At 61.3% G+C, this 23,774-nt stretch carries 24 protein-coding genes and 1 tRNA gene; 4 read left to right on the top strand and 21 right to left on the bottom strand.

Annotated features, from left to right (window positions below; translation table 11 throughout):
* The 3 genes from P7F28_RS08860 to uvrC form a co-directional block, all read right to left on the bottom strand.
* Nucleotides 1–58: transfer RNA gene (locus P7F28_RS08860), tRNA-Gly, on the bottom strand.
* A gap of 170 nt (nucleotides 59–228) precedes the next feature.
* The gene (gene pgsA / locus P7F28_RS08855) at nucleotides 229–825 is read right to left on the bottom strand and encodes a CDP-diacylglycerol--glycerol-3-phosphate 3-phosphatidyltransferase (RefSeq protein ID WP_277183903.1); all 597 of its coding nucleotides are present in this window, start codon (nucleotides 823–825) and stop codon (nucleotides 229–231) included.
* Nucleotides 826–922: 97 nt separating this feature from the next.
* The gene (gene uvrC / locus P7F28_RS08850) at nucleotides 923–2,932 is read right to left on the bottom strand and encodes an excinuclease ABC subunit UvrC (RefSeq protein WP_277184130.1); all 2,010 of its coding nucleotides are present in this window, start codon (nucleotides 2,930–2,932) and stop codon (nucleotides 923–925) included.
* A gap of 82 nt (nucleotides 2,933–3,014) precedes the next feature.
* Between uvrC and earP the strand changes: the two genes are divergently transcribed.
* The 4 genes from earP (at nucleotide 3,015) to P7F28_RS08830 (ending at nucleotide 7,210) form a co-directional block, all read left to right on the top strand.
* Entirely contained in the window at nucleotides 3,015–4,184 is a 1,170-nt protein-coding gene (gene earP, locus P7F28_RS08845) for an elongation factor P maturation arginine rhamnosyltransferase EarP (protein ID WP_277184129.1), read from the top strand.
* Between the two features lie 217 nt (nucleotides 4,185–4,401).
* Nucleotides 4,402–4,959 carry an elongation factor P gene (gene efp / locus P7F28_RS08840; protein ID WP_277184128.1) on the top strand — a complete coding sequence of 186 codons (558 nt, stop codon included), beginning with the start codon at nucleotides 4,402–4,404 and terminating at the stop codon, nucleotides 4,957–4,959.
* 286 nt (nucleotides 4,960–5,245) lie between these two features.
* Nucleotides 5,246–5,578: a BON domain-containing protein gene (locus P7F28_RS08835; RefSeq protein ID WP_306805833.1), complete on the top strand. Its 333-nt coding sequence runs from the start codon at nucleotides 5,246–5,248 to the stop codon at nucleotides 5,576–5,578.
* A gap of 231 nt (nucleotides 5,579–5,809) precedes the next feature.
* Nucleotides 5,810–7,210, top strand: a complete 1,401-nt coding sequence (locus tag P7F28_RS08830; RefSeq protein WP_277184126.1) for a sigma-54 dependent transcriptional regulator — start codon at nucleotides 5,810–5,812, stop codon at nucleotides 7,208–7,210.
* 55 nt (nucleotides 7,211–7,265) lie between these two features.
* Here P7F28_RS08830 and nagZ read toward each other — a convergent pair whose 3' ends face one another.
* From nagZ to fabD, 18 genes are all read right to left on the bottom strand, one after another.
* Nucleotides 7,266–8,270, bottom strand: a complete 1,005-nt coding sequence (gene nagZ / locus P7F28_RS08825) for a beta-N-acetylhexosaminidase (RefSeq protein WP_277184139.1) — start codon at nucleotides 8,268–8,270, stop codon at nucleotides 7,266–7,268.
* 44 nt (nucleotides 8,271–8,314) lie between these two features.
* The gene (acpS, locus tag P7F28_RS08820) at nucleotides 8,315–8,728 is read right to left on the bottom strand and encodes a holo-ACP synthase (protein ID WP_277184125.1); all 414 of its coding nucleotides are present in this window, start codon (nucleotides 8,726–8,728) and stop codon (nucleotides 8,315–8,317) included.
* Between the two features lie 6 nt (nucleotides 8,729–8,734).
* Complete coding sequence (pdxJ, locus tag P7F28_RS08815; RefSeq protein ID WP_277184124.1) at nucleotides 8,735–9,505, bottom strand: pyridoxine 5'-phosphate synthase; 771 nt, start codon at nucleotides 9,503–9,505, stop codon at nucleotides 8,735–8,737.
* The gene (gene recO / locus P7F28_RS08810; protein WP_277184123.1) at nucleotides 9,502–10,359 is read right to left on the bottom strand and encodes a DNA repair protein RecO; all 858 of its coding nucleotides are present in this window, start codon (nucleotides 10,357–10,359) and stop codon (nucleotides 9,502–9,504) included. Before recO ends, pdxJ begins: the two co-directional genes overlap by 4 nt.
* A gap of 27 nt (nucleotides 10,360–10,386) precedes the next feature.
* Complete coding sequence (gene era / locus P7F28_RS08805) at nucleotides 10,387–11,250, bottom strand: GTPase Era (RefSeq protein ID WP_277184138.1); 864 nt, start codon at nucleotides 11,248–11,250, stop codon at nucleotides 10,387–10,389.
* 115 nt (nucleotides 11,251–11,365) lie between these two features.
* Nucleotides 11,366–12,445, bottom strand: a complete 1,080-nt coding sequence (gene rnc / locus P7F28_RS08800; protein WP_277184122.1) for a ribonuclease III — start codon at nucleotides 12,443–12,445, stop codon at nucleotides 11,366–11,368.
* Nucleotides 12,446–12,586: 141 nt separating this feature from the next.
* Nucleotides 12,587–13,480, bottom strand: coding sequence for a signal peptidase I (gene lepB, locus P7F28_RS08795; RefSeq protein WP_277184121.1), 894 nt, complete (start codon nucleotides 13,478–13,480; stop codon nucleotides 12,587–12,589).
* Nucleotides 13,481–13,526: 46 nt separating this feature from the next.
* Entirely contained in the window at nucleotides 13,527–15,317 is a 1,791-nt protein-coding gene (gene lepA / locus P7F28_RS08790; RefSeq protein WP_277184120.1) for a translation elongation factor 4, read from the bottom strand.
* Nucleotides 15,318–15,463: 146 nt separating this feature from the next.
* Nucleotides 15,464–15,709 carry a glutaredoxin family protein gene (locus tag P7F28_RS08785; protein WP_277184119.1) on the bottom strand — a complete coding sequence of 82 codons (246 nt, stop codon included), beginning with the start codon at nucleotides 15,707–15,709 and terminating at the stop codon, nucleotides 15,464–15,466.
* Nucleotides 15,710–17,266 (bottom strand): DegQ family serine endoprotease, encoded by a 1,557-nt coding sequence (locus P7F28_RS08780; RefSeq protein WP_277184118.1) that lies wholly within the window; start codon nucleotides 17,264–17,266, stop codon nucleotides 15,710–15,712.
* A 17-nt stretch (nucleotides 17,267–17,283) separates the two neighbouring features.
* On the bottom strand, nucleotides 17,284–18,327 hold the full coding sequence (locus tag P7F28_RS08775; RefSeq protein WP_277184117.1) for a MucB/RseB C-terminal domain-containing protein: 1,044 nt from the start codon (nucleotides 18,325–18,327) through the stop codon (nucleotides 17,284–17,286).
* Between the two features lie 4 nt (nucleotides 18,328–18,331).
* The gene (locus tag P7F28_RS08770) at nucleotides 18,332–18,958 is read right to left on the bottom strand and encodes a sigma-E factor negative regulatory protein (RefSeq protein WP_277184116.1); all 627 of its coding nucleotides are present in this window, start codon (nucleotides 18,956–18,958) and stop codon (nucleotides 18,332–18,334) included.
* 81 nt (nucleotides 18,959–19,039) lie between these two features.
* The gene (gene rpoE, locus P7F28_RS08765; RefSeq protein ID WP_277184115.1) at nucleotides 19,040–19,639 is read right to left on the bottom strand and encodes an RNA polymerase sigma factor RpoE; all 600 of its coding nucleotides are present in this window, start codon (nucleotides 19,637–19,639) and stop codon (nucleotides 19,040–19,042) included.
* Between the two features lie 96 nt (nucleotides 19,640–19,735).
* The gene (locus tag P7F28_RS08760) at nucleotides 19,736–20,182 is read right to left on the bottom strand and encodes a protein YgfX (RefSeq protein ID WP_277184114.1); all 447 of its coding nucleotides are present in this window, start codon (nucleotides 20,180–20,182) and stop codon (nucleotides 19,736–19,738) included.
* A 32-nt stretch (nucleotides 20,183–20,214) separates the two neighbouring features.
* Complete coding sequence (gene fabF, locus P7F28_RS08755) at nucleotides 20,215–21,453, bottom strand: beta-ketoacyl-ACP synthase II (RefSeq protein ID WP_277184113.1); 1,239 nt, start codon at nucleotides 21,451–21,453, stop codon at nucleotides 20,215–20,217.
* 147 nt (nucleotides 21,454–21,600) lie between these two features.
* Nucleotides 21,601–21,840: an acyl carrier protein gene (acpP, locus tag P7F28_RS08750; RefSeq protein ID WP_004197638.1), complete on the bottom strand. Its 240-nt coding sequence runs from the start codon at nucleotides 21,838–21,840 to the stop codon at nucleotides 21,601–21,603.
* A 248-nt stretch (nucleotides 21,841–22,088) separates the two neighbouring features.
* On the bottom strand, nucleotides 22,089–22,829 hold the full coding sequence (fabG, locus tag P7F28_RS08745) for a 3-oxoacyl-ACP reductase FabG (protein ID WP_277184112.1): 741 nt from the start codon (nucleotides 22,827–22,829) through the stop codon (nucleotides 22,089–22,091).
* An 11-nt stretch (nucleotides 22,830–22,840) separates the two neighbouring features.
* Nucleotides 22,841–23,773 (bottom strand): ACP S-malonyltransferase, encoded by a 933-nt coding sequence (gene fabD, locus P7F28_RS08740; protein ID WP_277184111.1) that lies wholly within the window; start codon nucleotides 23,771–23,773, stop codon nucleotides 22,841–22,843.
* Nucleotide 23,774: the final 1 nt, after the last annotated feature.

The raw sequence follows: 23,774 nt of genomic DNA, 5'->3' as shown, positions 1-23,774 counted from the left end.
GACGAGTCTCGAACTCGCGACCTCAACCTTGGCAAGGTTGCGCTCTACCAACTGAGCTACTCCCGCGTTTTCCTGCTTGCTACTTCCTCTGTTTTTGCTTCGCCGTCGTGTTGCTGTCAGGCGTCGCGCATCAGAGAAACGAGATTATGTAGAAGCCTTAGAACGCTGTCAACCCTTTTTCGCGCGATCTTTTCGTGTTTGACGCAAGTTTTCGCAAGACTCGTTCTTTCACAGGATTCCGCCGCGTTCGCGAATCTGCGGCCACGCGAGCTTCATGTAGTAGAACATCGACCAGACGGTGAGGACGGCGGCAACGTAGATAAGCCATAAGCCCCACACGCGCGTGTCGATCATGTAGGGAATGCCGTTGATCTTGAGCGGGCCGTAGAACAGCAGCATCGGAATGGCGACCATCTGACAGACGGTCTTGAACTTGCCGAGCTGATTCACCGCCACACTCTTCGATGCGCCGATCTGCGCCATCCATTCACGCAACGCCGAAATGGTGATTTCGCGTCCGACGATCACCAGCGCGAGCACCGCGTTCAGCCGCGATAGCTGCACGAGCACGAGCAAGGCGGCGGTGACCATCAGCTTGTCGGCGACGGGATCGAGGAACGCGCCGAACGCGGAGGTCTGATTCAATCTGCGCGCGAGAAAGCCGTCGAACCAATCGGTGAGCGCGGCGAGCACGAAGATGACCATCGCGAGCAGGTTCTTGTGCTCCGTGCTCATCATCATGTCCGGCAGATAGAACACGCCCACGACGAGCGGAATCAGCACGATTCGCAGCCACGTCAAGAAGATCGGTAAATTGAACGGCATGAGCGAAAGCGAATGAGCAACATGAAAGGGAGCCGCCATTGTGCCGCGTCGATCCGGCGCTCACAAGGCGATACACCGCGCAGCACGGCACGCGGGTTCAATGCAACTGACGATAAATCTGCTGCGCGAGCGCAAGCGAAATGCCTTCGACGCTCGCCAGATCTTCGACGCTCGCCGCCTGCACGCCACGCAATCCGCCGAAGCGCGACAACAAACGCTGTCTTCTTTTCGCGCCGACGCCTTCGAGTTCTTCAAGCCGCGACGTCTGCCGCGCCTTCGCGCGTTTCGCCCGCATCCCGGTGATGGCGAAGCGATGCGCCTCATCGCGAATCTGCGCGACGAGCATCAGCGCGGCGCTTTCCTTGCCGAGTTCGAGCGCGGTGCGGCCATCGGCGAAGATCAGCGTTTCGAGGCCGACCTTGCGCCCCTCGCCTTTTGCCACGCCGACGAGCATGCCGTGATCGAGCCCGAGTTCCGAGAACACCTGACGCGCGATTTCGACCTGTCCCTTGCCACCATCGATCAAGACGATATTCGGCAGCGTGCCGCTCGCGGCGATCGGTTCCGCAGCGTCTTCCGATTCAGGCGGCGTGGCTTCTTCCGTGGCGTTAGCCGCCGCCTGCGCGACCATCTTTTCGTAGCGGCGCGTCAGGACCTGGCGCATCGCGGCGTAATCGTCGCCGGGCGTGATGCCGGTGATGTTGTAGCGCCGATACTCGCTCGTCTGCATCTTGTGATGGTGATACACCACGCACGATGCCTGCGTCGCCTCGCCCATCGTATGGCTGATGTCGAAGCACTCGATGCGCAGTTGCGCGAGATCGTCCATTTCGAGGCTGAGCGTATCGGCGAGTGAGCGCGTGCGGGCTTGCTGCGAGCCTTGTTCGGAGAGCAGACGCGCAAGTGCGAGCTTCGCGTTTTGTTCGGCCATCGAAAGCCAGACGCGTTTCTGGCCTTGCGGCTGACGCAGCATGGCGACCTTGTGCCCCGCTTGTTCGATCAGCAAGTCGAGCAAATCGCGGCTCGCGGGCGCGTGACTGACCACCAGCACCGGCGGAATCCGATTGCCGATGTAATGCTGCGCCATGAACGCCTCCAGCACTTCCGCTTCGAGCGATGCTTCGACCGTTGGCGCGTCCACGTCGCTCGCCACGACCGACGCGGACACATCGACGAGCGCTTCTTCATCGACCTCCGGCAAATCGTCTTCATCGCCGAGCGATACCGCGCTTTCCACGTGCGTCGGGAAATACGCCTTGTCGCCGAGATGCCGGCCGCCGCGCACCATTGCCAGATTCACGCAGACCTTGCCGCCGAGCGCGACGACCGCGAGGATATCCACGTCACTCTCGCCGCCCACTTCGATCGCCTGCTGATGCAGCACGGTCGAAAGCGAACTCATCTGATTACGCACCGCCGCGGCCTGCTCGAACTTCAGATCCGCGGCGAACGCGTGCATCTTCTGTTCGAGTTCCTTCATCACTTCGCCCTGCCGCCCGAGCAGAAATCGCGATGCGTTCGATACATCGCGCGCGTAATCCTCTTCGTTGATAAGACCGGTGCACGGCGCGGTGCATCGCCCGATCTGATGCAGCAGGCAAGGCCGCGTGCGATTGTTGAACACCGAGTCTTCGCAGGTGCGCAACTGGAACACCCGCTGCAAAATCTGGATGCTCTCGCGCACCGCCCACGCGCTCGGAAATGGCCCGAAGTACTGGTTCTTCTTGTCCACCGCGCCACGGTAATACGCCATGCGCGGAAACTTGTGGCCGGTGAGCTTGAGAAACGGATACGACTTGTCGTCGCGGAAAAGGATGTTGTAGCGCGGCGCGAGCGCCTTGATGAGGTTGTTTTCGAGCAGCAGCGCTTCCGCTTCTGAGCGCGTCACCGTCGTCTCGATCTTGCGGATGCGCGTGACCATCATCGCGATGCGCGGTGAGTGCAGCGTCTTGGTGAAATAGCTCGACACGCGCTTCTTCAAATTGCGCGCCTTGCCGACGTACAGCACGCTGCCATCGCCATCGTAATAGCGATACACGCCGGGCAGATTCGGCAATTGCCGCAGCGTCGTTTTCGGATCGAATTCGGTTTCGGGAGTGGTCGTCATGCAGCGGGGACGGTGCGCCGTGTTGTCTGAAGCGGTGTCTTAGAATCGTGAGTTTAGAACATTCGGCCCGTCGGCTCCTTCCATGTCCACGCTTACCGCTGTTGGCAATCTGGCCCGCGAACTCGACTGCGATATCTTCTGCGCGGTCGTCGATAATTTCGGCGATATCGGCGTGTGCTGGCGGCTCGCGCGTCAATTGCAGGCCGGGCACGGCTGGCGCGTGCGCCTGTTTGTCGACGATCTGACGGTTTTCCACGCGCTCTGTCCCGAAGTCGATGCAAGCCTCGCGCGTCAGGAAGCATCGGGCGTCGTGATCGAACACTGGCACGAACCGATGCACGCTGGCGACACGCTCGATATCGCCGATGTCGTGATCGAAGCGTTCGCGTGCGAAATTCCGCATACATATATCGCCGCGATGGCGCGCCGCGAGCGCGAGCCAGTGTGGATCAACCTCGAATATCTGAGCGGCGAGGATTGGGTCGCGGATTTCCATATGCGGCCATCGCCGCATCCGCGCTATCCGCTGAGCAAGAGCTTCTTTTTTCCCGGCATCGGCGCGGGCACGGGCGGCGTCATCAAGGAACATGATCTCGATGCACGCCGCCAGCAATTCGATGCAAACGCGTGGTGGAGTGAACGCGTGGGAATCGAACGGCCGGACGCGGCGAAAACGGTCGTGTCGTTGTTCGCGTACGAAAATCCTGCCGTCGATGCGCTGCTCGCGCAATGGCGCGACGGTTCATCGCCCGTCGTGCTGCTCGTGCCCGAAGGACGCATTTCCGGCGCAATCGCACGATTTTTCGGCGTGCCAAAGTTCGCGGCGGGTACGTCCGCCAAGGCAGGCGCGCTGGAAGCGCACGCGCTCGGTTTCGTCGAACAGCCGCGTTTCGACGAACTCCTGTGGGCCGCCGACATCAATTTCGTGCGCGGCGAGGATTCCTTCGTCCGCGCGCAATGGGCGATGAAACCGTTTGTCTGGCACATCTATCCGCAAGCCGACGACGCGCATCTGCCGAAGCTGGACGCCGCGCTCGATCACATCACGCAAAGTCTGCAAGCGCCCGCCCGCGACGCGATGCGGGCGTTCTGGCACGCGTGGAACGGCGCGGGCACGCCGGATTGGGCCGCGTTCTGGGTGCATCGGCGGGAATTGGAGGCGCGCGCGGCGCAGTGGGCGCAGGAACTCGCCGCAATCGGCGATCTGGCGGGCAATCTGGTGGCGCATGTGAATACGCGCATCGGCTCGTAAGCCGAGCGCGCGCAAAGCTCCGCGCCCTCGCCAAATAAGCAAAAACTCAGTTAAAATAAGCGGTTATCCGAGGGAAAACGTCGATTCGATCGAATCCGGACTCTCGAAGACAGCACTCTCGCATGGCGGCAACGAAGTAGATACGAGGCAGCCGCCATCCGATTCCAGATTCGTTTTCAGGCCAAAAAGCCAAATCCATTCGTAAGGACTGAGTTTTATGAAGATCGCACAAGAACTTCGCGTCGGTAACGTCGTCATGATCGGCAACGATGCCATGGTCGTGCAGCGCGCCGAGTACAACAAATCCGGCCGTAACGCGGCGGTCGTGAAGATGAAGTTCAAGAACCTGCTGACCAACGCCGGCATGGAAACGGTCTACAAGGCCGACGACAAGTTCGACGTCGTCGTTCTGGATCGCAAGGAAGTGACGTATTCGTACTTCGCCGACCCGATGTACGTGTTCATGGGCGCCGACTACAACCAGTTCGAAGTCGAAGCCGAAATGATGGGCGACGCGCTCAACTACCTCGAAGACGGCATGCAGTGCGAAGTCGTGTTCTACAACGAAAAGGCCATCTCGGTCGAACTGCCGACCACGCTGGTTCGCGAAATCGTCTACACGGAACCGGCTGTCAAGGGCGATACGTCGTCGGGCAAGGTGCTCAAGACCGCCAAGCTCAACACGGGTTATGAACTGCAAGTGCCGCTGTTCTGCAACATCGGCGACAAGATCGAAATCGATACCCGTACCAACGAATACCGCAGCCGCGCGTAAGCCTTACGCGTTGTCTTTCCGGCGAAGGACGGCCCTACTGCTTCTTTCGCCCGGCATTCAAAAAAAGCGCCCATCCACGGGCGCTTTTTCTTTTGCGTGAATTTTTTGACAAATTCAGGCAAACTTTACCGGTACGGCCCCGTTTAAAAGCGATGCAACAGTGGCGCGGCGGGCAAGGTCCGCTATATCCTGCCGTATCCATTGGGCATTCATCGGAAAAATAGACTTTCTGGCACGATTTCTGCTCGAATTATGAGATGTGAATTTCAGGGTCGACATGCGAAACATGCCTAAGGCCGTCAGCCGTTTGTGGGTCCTTGCAGTGCTGGCCACGCCGATTTTCATGGCGACCAGCGGCTGCAAGTCGGCACCGGAGACGCCTGCCGCAGCGAGCGCGCCCGCGAACGACGACGCGTCACTGGCCGTACGCGTGAAGTCGGCGCTGGCTGCCGATCCGGCGCTCAGGCCGCTGCCGATGAGCGTGGCGACCTATCGCGGCGTCGTACAGTTGTCGGGCTATGTCGATTCAACCGATCAGATTCAGCGCGCCATTGCGGTGGCGCGCAGCGTGGCTGGCGTGCAATCCGTGAACAACGATCTATACGTCAGGCCGCGCTGAAGTTTTGCCGAAAGCAACACCGCGTCATCAAGCCGCTTCATCGAAAATCAACCAACAACGAACGGATAGCGCAGGACGAAGAACACACGCAGCGGGACTTCACGCGCCGAGCCGTGCGCGATGCAGTCGTCGTTCCGCCCACGAGCGCCCGAGTTCCATGCGCCGCCTGATCGTGATGGCGACGCGTGCAGCGGAGGCGGATTACAGTCCATTTGATAAGTTGTGTCTGCCATGCCACACGCACTGATTGTCGAAGACGATCCCAATAGCCTTTCCGGCCTTTCCGCGATCCTGACGGCCGATGGCTTTTCCGTCGATACCGCCACGACGCTCGCCGAAGCGCGCTCAGCGCTGACGCGCTTCATTCCCGATGTCGTGCTGATCGATTTGAACCTGCCCGATGGCAGCGGTCTCGATCTGCTGCCCAGCCTTCCCTCGCAACCGCCCGATGGCGCGCTGCCTGTGATCGTGATGACCGGTAATGCGACGGTCGAGAGCGCGATCGAAGGCTTGCGCCACGGCATCTGGGATTACCTGCTCAAGCCGGTGAACATTCCGCGTCTGCGCAGCCTGCTGGCGCGCATTCCGCGCCCGTACGAATTGACCGAGGAAGTGCAGGCGCTGCGCACCACGCTGCGCGATCTCGGTCACTTCGGCGAAATGCTCGGCCGCAGTTCGGTGATGCAGCATGTCTACGATCTGATCGAGCACACCGCGCCGACCGAAGCCGCCGTGATGCTGTGCGGCGAGCCGGGCACGGGCAAGAAGATCGCCGCGCGCACGATCCACGAGTTGAGCCGCCGTCGCAAAGGCCCGTTCGTGACCTTCGATTGCTCCGCCACGCGCGATCACGTCGCCAACGGTCAGCAGCGTTCGATGGAAAGCATTCTGTTCGGCCACGAGCGCAACGCGTACGCGGGCGCGGAGAATCGCGAGCCGGGTCTGCTCGAACAGGCAGGCGGCGGCACGCTGTTCCTCGATCAGATCGATTCGCTGCCCGCCGCGCAACAGGAAGCCCTGCTGCGCGCGCTCGATTCGCAAACCTTTATGCGCGTGGGCGGTAGCAACCGGATCATGACGGACTTCCGTTTGATCGCGGCATCGCGGACGCCGGTGCGGGAAGCGGTGGCGAGCGGCGCGTTGCGCGAGGACTTGTTCCAGCGGCTGTCGGCTTCGTCGATCATGGTGCCGCCGCTGCGTGAACGCGACGACGATATCGCGCTGATCGCCGAGACCTTCGTCGATGAACTCAATCGCGAGAATCACATCGCCGGGATTACGAGCGGATCGCCGAAGCGCATCAGTCCGGCGTTTCTGCGCGAGTGCATCATGAACGAATGGCCGGGCAATGTGCGCGAGTTGCGCGAACGCGTACGGCGCGCGTATCACGCGTCGGGCGAGACGATCGAAACGTTGCGAGTGGATGAGCAAGGCGGCATCGGCGGGCGCGGGCTGAATGGCAGCAGCGTCCAGGTGACGGTCGGTACGGCGCTCGCGGATGTGGAAGATATGCTGATTCGCGCGACGCTCGAAGCGGTCGGCGGCACGCGGCATCGTGCGGCGACGCTGCTCGGCATCAGCCCGAAGACGCTGTATAACAAGCTGCAGCGGATGAAGCTGGAATCGTCCTGATTTTTTTGGATGCACTAAAAAAACGCCACGATTAAATATCGTGGCGTTTTTTTCTTTAGCTCAGCGTTTCTTTGATCAACGCCCGTGCCGCCAGATACTCCGGCTGCGCTTGCAGCTTGCTCCATCGCAGCGCCTTGCCGCGCGGACGCATCTGTTTCAGACGATGTTCCGATTCCTTCGTCGGCGTATAGCGCAGTTGCTCGAGCACGCGGCCCGCCTCTTCCGGCTGATTGCAGACCAGCACCATATCGCAGCCGGCCGTCAGCGCGGCGGTCGCGGCTTCGGTGAGCGTGCCGCCTGCGCGCGCGGCTTCCATCGACAGATCGTCGCTGAAGATCGCGCCGTTGAAACCGAGCTTGCCGCGCAAAATGTCCTGCAACCAGACGCGCGAAAAGCCCGCGGGTTTGGCATCGACTTGTGTGTAGATCACATGCGCCGGAATCACCGATGTCAGCGACATGCCGAGCCAGTCATACGGACGCACATCGTTGTCGAGAATCTCGTCGAGCGTGCGATCGTCGGTCGGCAGCGCCACGTGCGAATCTGCCGATGCGAAACCGTGCCCCGGAAAGTGCTTGCCACAATTCATCATGCCCGCGAGCGCGAGACCGTGATTCAGGCTCTTGGCGAGCATCGTCACGACGCGCGGATCGCTGTGCAAGGCGCGATCGCCGATCACCTGCGACTGGCCGTAGTTCAGATCGAGCACCGGCGTAAAACTCATGTCGATACCACACGCGCGCAGTTCCGCCGCCAGCACATAACCGAACGCGGTCGCGACCTTCGTCGCCAGCAACACGTCCTTGTCCCACAGCGCGCCGAGCTTGCCGGGCGCAGGCAGCACGGTGAAACCATCGGTGCGGAAACGCTGCACGCGCCCGCCTTCGTGATCGACCGCGATCAGAATATCTTCGCGCACGGCGCGGATCGCATCGGTCAGCGCGACGAGTTGCGCGCGGTCCTGAAAATGCCTCGCGAACAGGATGATGCCGCCGGCCATCGGATGCGTCAGGCGGTCGATATCCGCGTCGGAGAGCGTCGTGCCGGCCACATCGAACATCACGGGGCCGGGAGTGCGTTTGAGCGAATTCAATTCAGTTTTCGTTATGTGGATGAGATGGAATCGGGCGTTTCGGCGATCACGAAGGACACCGCGTAATCGCGTTCGTCTGTGACCGTCACCTTGGCGGTGATGTTCCGCGCATCGAGCCATTCCTTCAGTTCGCCCGATGCCACGCAGATTGGCTTGCCGCTCGGCTCGTTGAGTGTCTGCACGGCGCGCCAGGTCATCGGCCAGCGCATGCCCAGGCCGATCGCTTTCGAGAACGCTTCCTTCGCGGAAAATCGCGTGGCGAGAAACGCAAGGCCGCGCACTTCAGACCGCGCCTTCCTTGCGTGATAGATGCGCAGTTCGTCCGGCCCGAGCACTTTCTCCGCGAAGCGCCCTTTGGTGCGCTCCATGACGCCCGCGACGCGGCTTACCTGCACGAGATCCGTGCCGATTCCGTAGATCGCCATGATCGTTTATGCGTTGCGCGCAGCGAGACGCGACGCGATCATGATCGCCTTCATCTCGCGCACGGCGTTGTCCCAGCCCGCGAAAATCGCGTGCGCGACGATCGCGTGCCCAATGTTCAATTCGACGATGCCCGGCAACGCGGCGATCGGCTGCACGTTGGTGTAGTGCAGACCGTGGCCCGCATTGACCTTCAGCCCGAGCGAATTGCCGAAGTCCACGCTGCGCGCGACGCGTTCGAATTCGCGCTGCTGGCTGGCTTCGTCGTGCGCTTCGGCGTAGCTGCCTGTGTGCAGTTCGATCACCGGTGCGCCCGCTTCCTTCGCAGCGCGAATCTGCGTTTCGTCCGGATCGATGAAAAGCGATACGCGCGCGCCTGCATCGGCTAATTGCTTGCAGGCGGCTTTGACCGCTTCGAACTGGCCGGCGACATCGAGACCGCCTTCCGTCGTCAACTCCGAGCGCTTCTCCGGCACGAGGCAAACGTCGTGCGGCTGCACTTCACACGCGATATCGAGCATTTCCTTCGTCACCGCGCACTCCAGATTCATGCGCGTTTTCAGCAGCGGCCGCAGCGTGCGCACGTCGGCATCGACGATATGGCGGCGATCTTCGCGCAGATGCAGCGTGATCGCGTCCGCGCCGGCTTCTTCGGCGGCGAGCGCCGCGCGGATCGGGTCGGGATAAGTCGTGCCGCGCGCATTACGCAGCGTGGCCACATGGTCGATGTTCACGCCGAGATCGATCACGCTCGCGGCCGAAGTGAGAAAGAAGCTCATAGGTTTTGCAGGTCGATCAGTATCTGACGAGTGGCGAGCGGCGTGCCGCCCAGGTGGTAATTCAACAGGAAGCGCATCAGCGTTCTGCTTTGCACCGAGGTTTGCGGCGACGTGTAATCGTCGCGTTCCATATCGATAAGCGTCTGCCCGGCGATCACAGGCCATTGTGCAGGAAAGTCGTCCGATGCTTCACGCACGCCACGGTCCGGATCGAACACATAGCGGCTTTCCGGCACGACGGGTTGACGCGTGACGGTGCGCGTGAAGTTCATCGCGTAACCGGTTTCGCGCAGCAGCACAGTTTCGAACGAGCGCAACACTTGCACGGCGGGTTCGTCGTGCGCGAGACGCGAGAGCGTCAGCACGTAATGATTGAAGAGAACCGGATGCGCGTCTTCACGCGCGCAGAATTTGACCAGCAGTTCGTTGACGTAGAAGCCGCTGAGGAGCGCATCGCCGGCCAGGGGCAACATACCGCCGACCCACTCGGCGTTGGTCAGCGTGCGGACTTCGCCTTTGCCCGACCAAGAGAGGCCGAGCGGCTGAAACGTCTGCAACACGCCGCGCAACGCGGAATGCGGCCGCTTCGCGCCCTTCGCCACCAGCGCGATACGCCCGTGATCGCGCGAGAACACATCGATGATCAGACTCGTCTCGCGATACGGATAACTGTGCAGCACGAAGCCCGGCTGCTCGCTGATGCGGAAATCGGAGCGCGGTTTTTTGGGCGGACTGTCGGCGCTGCTTGATGTTGGAGACGCGGCACGCCGACGCTTCGGCGCGGGCCGCGCCGGAGCTTCGAAATCGTCGTCGTCGGGCGAGAGGGTTCTCGCTTCGTCAGCGCCGTCGCTCATGGTCGCTTTCAGCCGCTCGATGCGTGATTACTCGTAGCCGTAAGCGCGCAGGCCCGCTTCGTTATCGGCCCAGCCGCTCTTCACTTTGACGAAAGTCTCCAGATACACCGGACCGTCGAACAGCTTCTCCATGTCGAGCCGCGCTTCGGTGCTGATCTGTTTCAGCTTCGCGCCCTTCTGGCCGATGATCATGGCCTTGTGCATATCGCGATCGACGAGAATGGTCGCGAACACGCGGCGCAGGCGCCCTTCGGTCTCGAACTTGTCGATCAGCACCGTGCTCGTGTACGGCAACTCATCGCCGGTCCAGCGGAACACTTTTTCGCGCAGGATTTCGGCGGCGAGGAAACGCTCGCTGCGGTCGGTCAGATCGTCCTCGCCGTAGATCGGTTCGCCTTCCGGCAGATACGGTTTGACGATCGCCATCAAGCGCTTGATGTCGTCCGCGTTCTGCGCCGACAGCGGCACGATTTCGCGAAAGTCGCGCAGCGCGGCCATCTGCTGCATGAACGGGAACAGCGTGGCTTTATCGCCCACGCGGTCGAGCTTGTTGGCGATCAGCAGCGTCGGCGTGCCGGTCGGAATCAGGTCGAGCACTTTCTGATCGTCCGGACCGAAGCGGCCAGCTTCGATCACGAACAGGATCGCATCGACGGACGTGAGCGTGGACGTCACCGCGCGATTCAGCGAGCGGTTCAGCGCGGTACTGTGCTTGGTCTGGAAGCCGGGTGTATCGACGAAGATGTACTGGGCGTTATCGACCGTATTGATACCGGTGATGCGATGGCGCGTAGTCTGCGCCTTGCGCGAGGTGATGCTCACCTTCTGGCCGACGAGCGCGTTCATCAGCGTCGATTTACCGACGTTGGGGCGGCCGACGATGGCGACCATGCCGCAGCGGAAATCGGAGGAAGCAGGAGCGTTTGTCATGTTCGTGTACTGCGGAAATTCGTGGGGCGCGCGAGCGCCGGGCGCGGCTTCGGTGATGGGCTTTCAGTGCGCGACGTCAGTGACCGGCATCGGCCGCGCGGACGACACGGTTCGCGGGCACATCCGCGCTCGCGCTGGTGCGGCTTTCGGTATTCTGTGTCGATGCGTCTTCGGACGGCTTTTCTGCGACGTCGGTCTTCGCGGCCTTTTCCGGGCGATGGATCACCTGACGCTCCGGCTTATCCGCCGAAGCATACGATCCCGCCGATGGCTCCACGTGCGTCGCGCGAATCACGGCCAGCGGCGCGGTGGTCGGGCGCTGCTCGTCCGCATGCTGACGCTCGCGCTCCCGTTCACGCTCCCGCCGATCCGGCGAACGCAGATCGAGCGCAGCCTGAACGCCCATCACGCCCGGCACGGTTTCGAGTTCGTTCTGCTTGGCCGCGCGCGAACTCTTGCGCTTCGGCTTGACGCCGAGCGTCGGCGCTGCGGCTACGACTTCATCGAGCGCTTTCTTCGCCGCAGCCTGTTCCGCTGCGCGACGGCTCGCGCCCGAACCGGACACCTTCACGTCGAGCTTGGGCACGGTGCATTCGACTTCGAATTGCTGATTGTGCGCAGCGCCGTGCGTGGCCACGACCGTATAAGTCGGCAGCGCAATCTTGTGCCCTTGCAGATATTCCTGAAGCAGCGTCTTGGCGTCCTTGCCGATGGTGCGCGGATCGATGTGATCGAGCACCGGCGTGTAGAGCCGCTTGATGACGGTATGCGCGGCGTCGAAACCGCCGTCGAGAAAGATCGCGCCGAAAATGGCTTCGAGCGTATCCGCGAGGATCGACGGACGGCGGAAACCGCCGCTGCGCAACTCGCCTTCGCCCAGACGCAGCCCTTCGGACACGTTCAGCGCCTGCGCAATTTCGTAAAGCGACTGCTGTTTGACCAGATTCGCGCGGACGCGAGAAAGATCGCCTTCGTCGAGTTTGCCGAATCGTTGGAACAAAAGCGCAGCCACCACGCAATTTAGAACGGAATCGCCGAGAAATTCGAGCCGTTCATTGTGCGTGGCGCTGTGACTGCGGTGGGTCATCGCCTGGCGCAGCAATTCCGCATTGCGAAATTCGTACCGCAGCCGGCTTTCCAACGGAGAAGATGGCATTTCGAGAGTATAACGCGGGCAGACAGGCGGACGATTCCGCCGGCCGGGACCGGAAAACGCGTGGCGAGATGGTGTTAGCCGCGCTTCTTCACGCCGTTTCGAAACAACACGCGCCTGCTTTCATGCAGACGCGCGCCGTATTTATTCGAACGAGCCGATGCGCTTCAGATTGCTGAAGTTCATCCAGATAAAGAACGCACGTCCAACGATATTCTTGTCCGGCACGAAGCCCCAATAGCGGCTGTCGGCGCTGTTGTCGCGGTTGTCGCCCATCATGAAATAGTTGCCGGGCGGCACCTTGCAGACCACGCCTTGTGCGTTGTAGTTGCAGTTGTCGCGGAATGGGAAATCGTCCGCGCCGATCACGAACGGCGGCACTTGCGGGTTGTTCAGGATGTTGTTCTTGCGGCCGTCGAGGTCTTCGGTGAACTGCTTGGCGTAACCCACGCGCTCTTCATCGAAGAAGTCCGGTTGCGCGACTTCGGGTACCGGCTTGCCGTTGATGGTGAGCTTCTTGTCTTCATAAGCGACGGTATCGCCCGGCAGGCCGATCACGCGCTTGATGTAATCCACCGACTCGTCTTTCGGATAACGGAACACCACCACGTCACCCCGTTGCAGCGGACGGCCCTGCGTGATCTTGTTATTGATGATCGGCAGGCGCAGACCATAGTCGTATTTGTTCACGAGGATGAAGTCGCCAACCAGGAGCGTCGGCACCATCGATCCGGACGGAATCTTGAACGGCTCGACCACGAACGAACGCACCACGAACACCGCGAGAATCACCGGGAAAAAGCTCGCCGTGTATTCGAGCCACCACGGCTGACGCAGCTTGTCGTCATGCAGACGGGCGCGCGTCTGATCGGCGTTTTCATCGGCGAAGCGCTCGTCTACGCGTTGCTGCTGACGGTCGAATTCGGCGACTGCTTCGTCGGCCGCGCGGCGGCGTTGTGGCGCGGATACCAGCTTGTCCAGCACCCATGCGATACCCGTCACGACGACGAGGATCAGGAGTATCAATGCGAAATTCATCAATCGCTTCCGGTTGTTATCGGTATTTGTTTTGGCGCTGCGAGGGTTAGTCGTCCACGCGCAGGATGGCGAGGAAAGCCTCTTGCGGAATCTCGACGGAGCCGACCTGCTTCATGCGCTTCTTACCCGCCTTCTGCTTTTCGAGCAGCTTCTTCTTACGCGAGATATCGCCGCCGTAGCACTTGGCCAGCACGTTCTTGCGCAGCGCCTTGATGTTCTCGCGCGCGATGATGTTCGAGCCGATGGTCGCCTGAATCGCCACGTCGTACATCTGACGCGGGATCAGTTCGCGCATCTTCGCCGCCACTTCGCGACCGCGATGCTGGCTCTGCGAACGGTGGACGATCACGGAGAGCGCATCGACCTTGTCGCCGTTGATGAGCATGTCCACCTTCACGACATCCGCCGCGCGATACTCCTTGAACTCGTAGTCCATCGACGCATAACCGCGCGACGTGGACTTGAGGCGATCGAAGAAGTCGAGCACGATTTCCGCCATCGGGATTTCGTACGTGAGCTGCACCTGGCGGCCGTGATACTGCATGTTGATCTGCGAGCCGCGCTTGTTCGTACACAGCGTGATGACCGAGCCGACATATTCCTGCGGCATATACAGGTTCACGGTGACGATCGGTTCGCGCACTTCCTCGATTTTCTGCGGCTCCGGCATCTTCGCCGGATTCTCGACCATGATCGTGGTGCCGTCGCGCTGCACGACCTCATAGATCACCGTCGGCGCGGTGGTGATGAGGTCCATGTCGAATTCGCGTTCCAGCCGTTCCTGCACGATTTCCATGTGCAAGAGGCCCAGAAAGCCGCATCGGAAACCAAAGCCGAGCGCCTGCGATACTTCCGGCTCGAATTGCAGCGAAGCGTCGTTCAGCTTGAGCTTTTCGAGCGATTCACGCAGCGCATCGTACTGATTCGCTTCGACCGGATACAGCCCCGCGAACACCTGCGGCTTCACTTCCTTGAAGCCCGGCAGCGGCGCTTCGGCCGGACGGCTCGCGACGGTGACGGTATCGCCCACTTTGGCGGCCGTCAGTTCCTTGATGCCCGCGATCACGAAGCCCACCTGCCCCGCCGACAACTCCGGCAGATTGGTGGATTTCGGCGCGAACACGCCGAGATGCTCGACCGGGTACATTGCGCCGGTCGCCATCATCTTGATCTTGTCCTTCGGCTTGAGCGTGCCGTTGACGATACGCACCAGCATGACCACGCCAACGTAGTTATCGAACCACGAGTCGATAATCAGCCCTTGCACCGGCGCGTCCGGATCGCCCTTCGGCGGCGGCACTTTCGCAATCAGCGATTCCAGCACGTCCGCGACGCCCAACCCCGTTTTCGCGGAGCAATGCACGGCGTCGGTCGCATCGATACCGATTACGTCTTCGATTTCGGTAATCGCGTTTTCCGGATTGGCCGCCGGCAGGTCGATCTTGTTCAACACCGGCACTACTTCCACGCCGAGTTCGATCGCCGTGTAGCAGTTGGCCACCGTCTGCGCTTCCACGCCCTGCGATGCATCGACCACCAGCAGCGCGCCTTCGCACGCCGACAGCGAACGGCTGACTTCGTAGGAAAAGTCGACGTGTCCGGGGGTATCGATCAGATTGAGGTTATATACCTTGCCGTCGCGCGCCTTGTAGCTGAGCGCTGCGGTCTGTGCCTTGATCGTGATGCCGCGCTCGCGTTCGAGGTCCATCGAGTCGAGCACCTGCGCTTCCATTTCACGGTCCGAGAGCCCGCCGCACAGTTGGATGATGCGGTCCGCGAGCGTCGACTTGCCGTGGTCGATGTGCGCAATGATCGAAAAGTTGCGAATATGATCCATTCAGTACCGCATTCGGTGCAGATGATGCAGAAAAAGCGAAAAAGGCGCGCCCTCACACACGCGGAGCACGCCTCGAAATTTGGGGGAAAACTTCTGCATTTTAGCCGAAAAGGGGTATCGACGGCGCTTTTCGGCGTTTGGCTGATTTACAGGCCACGCGTTTGCAGTAGTGTTGCGTGGACGGCTGCGGTGTCGAGCTTGTAGTGACACAGTTCGACGCCGTCCAGCGTCAGTACCGGCACGAGTTCGTTGTAACGCGCTTCGAGCGCCGGATCTTCGTCGATATCGATCCACTCGATTGCCACGCCGAACCGTTGCGCGATCGGCTCAAGTTCGGCGCGCATGTCGTCGCATAAGTGACACCACGCGCGGCCGTACAGGACGAACGACACTTATTTGCCCGAAGGCACGCGCGGACGCAGCGGCACGAACTGCGTGTTGTCGCCACGGCGCACGAGAATCGCGACCATTTTGCTGGCGTCGAGATTTTGCGCGACGGCTTCGAATTGCTTGGCGCTGGTGATATCCGTATCGCCGATACGCATGATGATGTCGCCTTTTTGGAAGCCTGCGCGCTGCGCGGGGCCTTCGACGGCATCGACTTGCACGCCCGAAGTTAACTTGAGCGCCTTCTTCTGATCGGCGGGGATATCGCTGACGGCGAGACCGAGCGAATTGCTCGCGCGTTCCTTCGGCTGCGGCGTCTTCTTCTGCTGATCGGCCTTCGCGACCTTGTCCGGCTGCATTTCGGCAATCGTAATAGGCAGATCGCGCGACTGGCCCTTGCGCCACACGGTGATGTTCGTCTTCGTGCCCGGCTTGGTATCGCCGACCATGCGCGGCAGGTCCGTCGCGGTATCGACATTCACGCCATTGAACTTGGTGATGATGTCGCCCGGCTGGATGCCCGCCTTGTCGGCCGGACCGCCCGCTTCGACGCTCGATACCAGCGCGCCCTGCGCCTTCGGCAAACCGAGCGAATCCGCGACATCCTTCGTCACTTCGCCAATCGCCACCGCGATACGACCACGCACGACCTTGCCCGACGTCTTGAGCTGATCGGCGACGCGCATGGCTTCATCGATCGGAATGGCGAACGAAATGCCCATGAAGCCGCCGGTCCGGCTGTAAATCTGCGAGTTGATACCGATAACCTCGCCCGCCATATTGATAAGCGGACCACCCGAGTTGCCCGGATTCACGGCCACATCGGTCTGGATGAACGGCAGGTAATCGCCCGTATCGCGTCCCTTCGCGCTGACGATGCCCGCGGTCACGGTGTTATCGAGTCCGAAAGGCGAACCGATCGCCAACACCCATTCGCCGACCTTCACCTTGTTCGAATCGCCGATGGTGATAGCAGGCAAGTTCGACGCGCTGATCTTGACCACGGCGACGTCTGTGCGCTCGTCCACGCCAACCAGACGCGCCTTGAATTCGCGCTTGTCGGTGAGCGTGACGTAGATGGTGTCCGCGTCGTCCACGACGTGCGCGTTGGTCATCACGTAACCGTCAGTCGAAAGAATGAATCCCGAGCCGACGCCGCTGCTTTGTTCCGAGTTGTCCTGGCTGTCGTCCGGCGTACGGCTGCCGCCCTTGCCCTGATCGCCGCTGCCGTCGCCTTTGTTGCCATCGCCCTTGCCGCCGCCACCGCCACCGCCGCGCGGCGGCTGGCCCGGCATCGGAATGCCAAAGAAGCGGCGGAAGAACTCGGACATGTCGCCTTCATCCAAGCCAGGCGGCAGGCCACGCAAATCGCTGCCCGAACCCACGCGCGAAGTCGTGCGGATATTCACCACGGACGGCCCGACTCGATCGACGAGCGTCGTAAAGTCGGGCAAGGTCACCGTGGGCACCGTCGCTGCCGCATTCGCCGTATGCGAAAAAAACGGCAGGCACACGGCGAGCGCCGCGGCCGCGATCAACTTGCGCAGCGAAGAGTTGCTCATATCTTGGAGGCCGAGATTTACTTGGAAGGCTTGTATTCTATGGTAGAAGCAAATTGCTGCAACGTAGCTTGCGGCACTTCACCCAACAAGGTGATCCAGAAATCTCCGCGCCGCTTCACGAGTACGTGCGTCGCGCCGCTGTTGCCCGCACCTTCCTTGCGCGTACTCTTCTCGACCGGTTCGACGAAAATCGAGATCGCGGCGAGCCCGTCGGAGTAGACGGCTTGATCGACCGGAATCGGTGGCTGGCCTTGCTGACTCGACGCCATCGGGCGACGCAGTTCGCGGATCAATCGGAAGCCGGGAATAGTCGGCGCGATCTTCCAGCCTTGCGCTTGCATATCGACCGGTTGCACCGGCGGCTTCACGACGGTCCAGCCCGTAGTGCTGCGCATGCCGTTGGCAATCGCAGCCTTGTCGATCGCTCCGCCGATACGCACCTGCGAGAACGACAACTGTTCGAGCACCTGACCATCGGTATCGAGCGTTTGTGCGCGGAGCAGCAAGCCGGTCTTGGCGTCTGCCCACAGCTTGTAGGCGAACCGATAGGCGTCTTTGGGATCGAGTTCCAGCACCTGGCTTTCCAGACCGGCTACGCGATCCGTGCCGAGCATCTTTGGCTCGTAGTTGCTGAGCACCTGATCGCCGCTGGTCGATAGAAGCGCCGGAAACGAATCCTTGCTCTGCCGATGTTCCACCACGAGCAAATGACGCTCGGGCACGAACGTGTACATATCGTCGTCGTGGCGCAGCATGCGACGCGGCGCGCCATCCAGACTTTCGAGCGATTCGTACTCGCCATCGCCACGCGTGGCGACGTGCGTGATCCGCGACGACTGAACCGTCGCGCCACGCTGATAGACGAACGTGCCCTCGTAATTCTGCTGTTGCGCCGCATCGTGGATGCGGTTGAGCAGAGCGGCGGCGGACTTGCGTTGGGCAGCGGGGTCGTCGCCTTGAGCGAATGCGGCGTGAGCCGTTGCCAACATCGCGGCTGCACAAAGCATTAACGCCGGCAGCCGCCCCCAATATTTTGTTTTATTCAACCGCACACTCTGCATCAAATTAATTGCCTTGCGTGACAGCCGCCGCGCGGATCAGCGGCATGGCCGCCGGCATGGCGGCCTGCTGCGAGAATTGCTGATGCGCTTCGAGGTATTGATCGAGGTCCGCATCACGGATGATGTTGGCCTCAGTCACCGGCGCACGCGGCGCTGCCGGAACCGTCGCCATCGCCACGTGCTGCACGCCATCGCCCGAACTGACGCTCGCGACCTGCGCACCCTGACGGCTATCGACGCCCTGCAACTGCGGCACGACGATCCACGTCAGCGTGGCCGCAGCGGCGGCGACCGCGAACGCCGGCACCATCCGGCGACGCAGCAAGCCGCCACGCGCCTTCTGCACCGATGCCGCCGGCGCCAGCACATGCGCCTCTGCCTCGAACCGTGCGGAGAACGATGCCATGAACGCGCTGCTGCGCGCCGGGCTTTCCGCGAGTTCGTCGGAACGCAGCGCGTCGCCGATCAGATGGTAATCCGACCACGCCGCGCGCTCGGGATTGCTCATTCCGGCGATGAACTGGCCGAGATCGCCCAATTCACCGAGCGATTCGCCATCCACGAATGCCGACACGCGCTCGCGCGGCAATGTCTGCGCCGAAACCTGTTTTTGCGTCGAAACCGACCCCATGATGCTCCCCATCTCAGACACTACCCCGTAGTGACACTACCTGACTCAGATATCGCGTCCCTGTCCCGTGGATTCCGCCGCCTACCAGCGTTTGCCTTCGGGAGTGTCCAACAATGGACGCAATTTTGCCGCAATGGCCTCGCGAGCACGAAAAATTCTGGATCTGACGGTCCCAATGGGGCAATCCATCATCTCGGCGATTTCCTCGTAACTCAGTCCTTCGATTTCCCGGAGCGTGATGGCGGTGCGCAATTCCTCAGGCAGCAACGCCATCGCAGCATTCACCGTCTCGGCGATCTGCTTGCTCATCAACATCGATTCGGGCGTGTTGATATCCCTTAGTTGGTCGGCGTCGGAGAAAGTTTCCGCTTCTTCCGCATCTGCTTCGGTAGAAGTGGGAGCGCGACGGCCCTGAGTTGCAAGATAGTTCTTCGCCGTATTGACAGCGATCCGATAAAGCCAGGTGTAAAACGCCGATTCGCCGCGAAACTGCGGCAGCGCGCGGTAGGCCTTGATAAAGGCGTCCTGGGCGACGTCCTCGACCTCGGCGGGGTCGCGCACGAGGCGCGAGATCAGTCGAATGATCTTGCGGTGGTATTTGGCAACCAAGAGTTCGAACGCAGCTTTGTCGCCTTTTTGCACGCGTTCGACCAGCACCTGGTCGATTTCTTTTTCACTCACCTAGTGGATTCCGTTTGGCTTGGTCTGTTGCGCGGACGGCTATTGTAACGTCACCGCACCGGGGTTCTCCCGGATGCTCATGCCCGGTTACAGTCTTTACAGGTAGGCTTGTGCGGCGCGGCGGGCGTGGACGGCGAGTTGGCGGAATGTGTCCGGGTCGATGGAATCGGCGGCGATCAGCAGCGTGCGTTTCTTATTCGACGCAAGCGTCAGCGCAAGAAAACGCCCGCCCAATTGCGCGCAGCCGACCATTTGCCAGTGATGCGCCTCGCCGGATCGATCCCACGTCGTAAGACTGTCCGCGTGCGATTCGATTGCAACCGGCTGCGCGTGCCACCAGCGGCGCGCCGCGAGAGTCAGTGCGGCGATGCTTGTGGACGATACGACCACCGCGTGGAACAAGCCGAAATGCCCGAGCACGCAACTAAAAACCGCTGCTCCCGCCATCGCGATAAAAACCGCCATTGCGGCGAGCAGAAAACGCGACGGCCGCATCGCGATCCGTGAATCACGATGCGGCCGTTCAACGCGTGCGCCCGTCATCTTCGACTTCCTTTCCGACGAGCGCGACGCGCTTAGTGACGCTTGAAGACCAGCGAACCGTTCGTGCCGCCAAAGCCGAACGAGTTCTTCACCGCGACATCGATCTTCATTTCCCGCGCGGTGTTCGCGCAGTAGTCCAGGTCGCACTGCGGATCCTGATTGAAGATATTGATGGTCGGCGGCGAAATCTGGTTGTGGATGGCCAGCACCGTGAACACGGATTCCAGCCCGCCCGCGCCGCCGAGCAAGTGCCCGGTCATCGACTTCGTGGAGTTCACGACGGCGTTCTTGGCGGCATCGCCCAATGCGCGCTTGATGCCAATGGTTTCCGCGATATCGCCGAGCGGCGTCGATGTGCCGTGCGCGTTGACGTAGTTCACCTGATCCGCGTTGACGCGCGCGTTCTTCAGCGCGTTGACCATGGCACGGCGGCCGCCGTCGCCATCTTCGGGCGGCGCGGTCATGTGATACGCGTCGCCGCTCATGCCGTAGCCGAGCACTTCGGCGTAGATCTTCGCGCCGCGTGCTTTCGCATGCTCGTACTCTTCGAGCACCATCACGCCTGCGCCTTCGCCGAGCACGAAACCGTCGCGATCCGTGTCCCACGGACGGCTGGCCGTCGAGGGATCATCATTGCGCTGCGACAGCGCGCGCGCCGCCGCAAATCCGCCGATACCCAGCGGCGACACCGTCGCTTCCGCGCCACCGGCGATCATCACGTCCGCATCGCCATATTCGATCAGACGCGATGCTTCGCCGATGCAGTGCAGACCCGTGGTACACGCCGTCACCATCGACAGATTCGGACCTTTGAGGCCGAAGCGGATCGACAGATGCCCGGAGATCATGTTGATGATCGACGCCGGCACGAAGAACGGCGAAATACGACGCGGACCGCGATTGAGCAGCTCGGTCTGCGTGACTTCGATCATCGGCAAACCGCCGATGCCCGAGCCGACCACCACGCCCACGCGCTCCGAGTTTTCATCGGTGATTTCGAGGCCGGAATCCTGCATGGCCTGCACGCCCGCCGCGAAGCCGTAATGGATGAAGGTATCCATATGGCGCGCTTCTTTTGCGGGCATGTAGTCTTCGATATTGAAGCCCTTCACTTCGCCCGCGAAACGCGTGGAAAAGTTCGTGGCATCGAACTTGGTGATATTAGCGATGCCCGACTTGCCCGCGACCAGATTGGCCCAGCCGTCGGCAACGGTATTGCCGACAGGCGAAACGAGCCCAAGGCCTGTAACAACAACTCGACGACGGCTCACGGTAACCCCTTATCCATAGAATGACGAAAAACAAAAGCCACAGCGGCCACAGGAAACCGCCCTGTGTGCCCTGTGGCTATTCATACGGTAGTTCGCCGCGACGACGCATCAAACGTGTTGAGCGATGAGTCGCGTACGCGTCCGGCCTTAGGCCTTGACGTTGGCGCGAGCGTAGTCGATCGCTTGCTGAACCGTGGTGATCTTTTCGGCCTCTTCATCGGGAATTTCCATGCCGAATTCGTCTTCCAGTGCCATCACGAGTTCGACGGTATCGAGCGAGTCAGCGCCCAGATCGTTCACGAACGATGCTTCGTTCTTGATTTCGGCTTCCGCCACGCCCAGTTGTTCGGCGACGATCTTCTTCACGCGCTGTTCGATGTTGTCCATGCAGCCCTCCGAGGGGAAAAAAGTTCAAAAATACGAGTGCGCGCATTTTATCAGGTTTGGACCCGCAAAATACGGCGCGTCAGTTCCATGCTCCGCCGTCCGCTGCGCTTCATCAAGCGTTCGCAACGGCGCAGCAATGTTTCTTATTCTGCCGCGCGTGGGTCGGTGCGCATCGTGCGTTCAGAGCATTTTGCGCGCCCGTCCCGGCGCGGATATTAAGCGAAAATCAGCGAAATGCCTATTACACCTTACATGTACATGCCGCCGTTCACATGCAGCGTCGTTCCGGTGATGTAACCGGCGAACGGCGAAGCCAGGAAAGCCACAGCATGCGCGATATCTTCCGGCGCGCCCAGTCGGCCAAGTGGGATAGACGCGGTGAGCGCGGTGCGCTGTTCTTCCGGCAAAACTTTGGTCATATCCGTGTCGATAAAACCCGGCGCGATGCAGTTGACCGTGATGCCACGGCTGCCGATTTCCCGCGCCAACGCGCGCGTCATGCCCGCCACGCCGGCCTTCGCCGCCGCGTAATTCGCCTGCCCCGGATTGCCCGAGCTTCCCACCACCGACGTGATATTGATGATGCGCCCACCGCGCGCCTTCATCATCGGACGCAGCACGGCGCGCGACAAACGGAATACCGCGCGCAGGTTCGTGTCGATCACAGCGTCGAACTCGTCGTCCTTCATGCGCATCGCGAGCTGATCCTTGGTGATGCCCGCGTTGTTCACGAGCACGTTCAGCCCGCCGAATTCCTTGACCGTCGAGTCGATGAATGCATCGGCGGCGGCTGCGTCGTTGACGTTCAGCACCGCGCCGCGTCCCTTCACGCCCGCTTGCTCGAACGCTTCGGTGATGGCTGCCGCGCCGCTTTCGCTGGTCGCCGTGCCGATCACCGTCGCGCCCTGCTTCGCCAATTCCAGCGCAATCGCCCGTCCGATACCGCGCGACGCGCCCGTCACGATGGCTACTTGCTTATCCAGATTCATGTCGTTCTTCCTCAGCCTGCGATCAGTTTGCGCGTTTCCTCAAGCGATGCCGGATCGAAGATCGAAGCACCAACCAGATTGCCGTCGATACGCTTCGTCAGACCCGCGAGCACCTTGCCCGGACCACATTCGACGATATGCGTCACGCCGTCCTTCGCCATTGCCTGCACGCACTCGACCCAGCGCACCGGACCGGCGGCCTGGCGCACGAGCGCGTCCTTGATCGCAGCGGGATCGTTGACCACGGCGACATCGATGTTATTGATCAGCGGAATCTGCGGTGCCTTGATTTCGACACCGGCGAGATACTCGCGCAGTTGATCCGATGCGGGCTTGAGCAGTGAGGAATGGAAAGGCGCGGAAACGGGCAGCGGCAGCGCGCGCTTCGCGCCCTTCGCCTTCGCCACTTCGCATGCCTTTTCGACGGCAGCCTTCGACCCGGCGATCACCACTTGCGCGGGCGCGTTGAAGTTCACCGCTTCCACGACGCCCGCCGACGATGCTTCGGCGCAGACCGCGCGCACGGTGTCATCGTCGAGGCCGAGGATAGCGGCCATGCCGCCTTCGCCCACCGGCACCGCGCTCTGCATGGCTTGCGCGCGGAAGCGCACGAGCGGCACGGCATCGGCGAAATTGAGTGCGCCCGCGGCGACCAGCGCCGTGTATTCGCCCAAACTGTGGCCCGCGACGATTGCCGGCTTCACGCCGACTTCCGCTTCCCACACGCGGTAGATCGCGTAGGCCGCGGTCAGCATGACCGGCTGCGTGTTTGTGGTCAGCTTCAGTTCTTCGGCCGGACCTTCGGCGATCAGCTTGCCGAGATCCTGACCGAGCGCATCCGACGCTTGTTGCACGGTTTCACGCACGACGGCGTGATCGGCGAAAGCGTTCAGCATGCCGATCGATTGCGAGCCCTGGCCCGGAAAAACGAACGCAAATTTCATA

It is taken from the genome of Caballeronia sp. BR00000012568055 (assembly GCF_029439455.1).
In the GTDB taxonomy this organism is placed as follows: domain Bacteria; phylum Pseudomonadota; class Gammaproteobacteria; order Burkholderiales; family Burkholderiaceae; genus Caballeronia.
This window is presented reverse-complemented; position numbering and strand designations above follow the sequence as displayed.